This window comes from Desulfogranum mediterraneum DSM 13871 (assembly GCF_000429965.1).
Taxonomy (GTDB): domain Bacteria; phylum Desulfobacterota; class Desulfobulbia; order Desulfobulbales; family Desulfobulbaceae; genus Desulfogranum; species Desulfogranum mediterraneum.
Genome location: NZ_AUCW01000068.1, coordinates 1 through 1,885, shown reverse-complemented (window position 1 = coordinate 1,885; position 1,885 = coordinate 1). Strand labels below are relative to the sequence as shown.

Below are 1,885 nucleotides of genomic sequence, written 5' to 3'. Positions count from 1 at the left end.
GTTTTCCCAATTACCTCCCCTTACAAATAAGGGGGGAGGTGATTGGGGAAGCATTTTCGGAGCTCATTTTACCCACAGATACTCCGGAAGAGCCAGCAAAACTTATATACCACCTGGCATCATATGCTGGGAGATTGTCCATCTTTAATGATCAGCCAAAATAACAGCAAAATGTCCACAGCCACAGGATTAACGTATGCCAAGAGCTAATCGACATTTCATCCCCGGTCAGATCTGGCATATCACCCATCGATGCCACAAGAGGGATTTCCTTCTCAAGTTCGATAAAGATCGTCGGGCTTGGACACAATGGCTTCATGAGGCCAAATTACGTTTTAATCTTGTCGTCTTTAATTGGATAGTGACTTCGAATCACATCCATCTTTTGCTACTCGATGAGACTGGCCAGGAAGTCATTCCAAGATCTATACAACTAATTGCCGGCCGAACAGCCCAGGGTTACAATCAAAGAAAAAGAAGAAAAGGTGCTTTTTGGGAAGATCGTTATCATGCCACGGCCATAGAGGCAGGGAGCCATCTCCTTCGATGTCTCATCTACATTAATCTCAATATGGTACGTGCTGGCGTGGTAATTCATCCATCGGAATGGCCCTTTGGCGGATATAACGAAATTCAATCATCTGGGCGAGGCGGTGGCATCATAGCGCACGAAAAACTTGCTGCCTTCACTGGTTTTCAATCCTATGAGACATTCAAATCGGCACATAATGCATGGGTAAATGAAGCACTCGAGAACGGGGATAATGCACGGCAGAGTGAATGGAGTGAAAGTATTGGGGTAGGCAGTAAAACATTCACTCTTTGGATAAAAGAAAAACTAGGGATTCGTGCTAAAGGACGTAGTGTCATGAAAAGCAAGGGTGACGGTTATCACCTTCGAGAACCGACACCTTGTTACAATAACAACGATGACTATTTATCTTATCAAGAGAGTCTTAAGTTTCAAAACTGCTATTTTTGGGAATTATATGAAGATGCAACAGGGTAACAGGATGGTACGAACCGGTCTTGGCGGTCTCACAGTTTCTTCAGTGCTCCAGAAGCATTTCAGTAGCAAAATCGATTTTCAACTCTTGTAAAATCAAATAGTTGTTGGTTCGTCAATCTTCTAAATAGCTACAATATCAAACATTTAACCAGGTCCGACCCCGTTTTGACCCGTTCCGTTTTGACCGTTTTGATCAGGTCCGACTCCGTTTTGACCCGTTTTGACGGCGCGTTATCCATAAAAAATTTGAGCTGAAAACTATATATGATTTGGACAATAAAAGTAGTTCTGTGGTCTGGCTTTTGTGATGAGATAAGCTGGGAAGCAAAAATAGCAATTGATTCATCATCAACGTTAGATGAATTGCATTTTGCAATCCAAGAATATGTTCAATTCGGTAATGACCATCTTTACGAATTTTATACTTCTCGCAATGAACGTAGTCATAAGAGAACTCGATACAGCGAAGAAAATGAGTTAGTTTATGAGACTACGTTGGAAATGCTCTATCCTTTAAAAAAAGGAAATAGTCTGTTTTATTTATTTGATTATGGAGATCTCTGGATTTTTAAGATTGCAAAAACAAGGAAAAAACCGTTTGATCCAGTAGTTGGAGTGGGCTATCCTATACTAATTGAAGAATCAGGTAATAAGCCAATCCAATACTCCGGATTCGAAGAATAATTTGCATAACGAATAAGGATAGATTGTGAGAGCGCCGCGATCCACGATCTTATCCATGGTTGAACAAGCCGGGGCATTAACAGGGAATTATCTTTTTCCTGAATCCGTGACACATTGGTCCACACTCATGCGCTGTGTCAGGATCAACTGTTTTTTTACCCAGACGGCTCCATGAGTCGCCCCCAGTTGTTT

The 1,885-nt window shown here is 41.7% G+C and carries 2 protein-coding genes; both read left to right on the top strand.

Annotated elements, in window-relative coordinates; genetic code table 11:
- Window positions 1-196: 196 nt before the first annotated feature.
- Window positions 197-1,009, top strand: coding sequence for a transposase (locus G494_RS26370; RefSeq protein WP_084456917.1), 813 nt, complete (start codon window positions 197-199; stop codon window positions 1,007-1,009).
- Window positions 1,010-1,273: 264 nt separating this feature from the next.
- Window positions 1,274-1,693 (top strand): IS1096 element passenger TnpR family protein, encoded by a 420-nt coding sequence (locus G494_RS26365; RefSeq protein WP_084456915.1) that lies wholly within the window; start codon window positions 1,274-1,276, stop codon window positions 1,691-1,693.
- Window positions 1,694-1,885 lie beyond the last annotated feature (192 nt).

Bases quoted from the DNA above. Each gene is read 5' to 3' on its own strand.
- G494_RS26370 (WP_084456917.1), top strand. From the start codon at position 197: ATGCCAAGAGCTAATCGACATTTCATCCCCGGTCAGATCTGGCATATC.
- G494_RS26365 (WP_084456915.1), top strand. From the start codon at position 1,274: ATGATTTGGACAATAAAAGTAGTTCTGTGGTCTGGCTTTTGTGATGAG.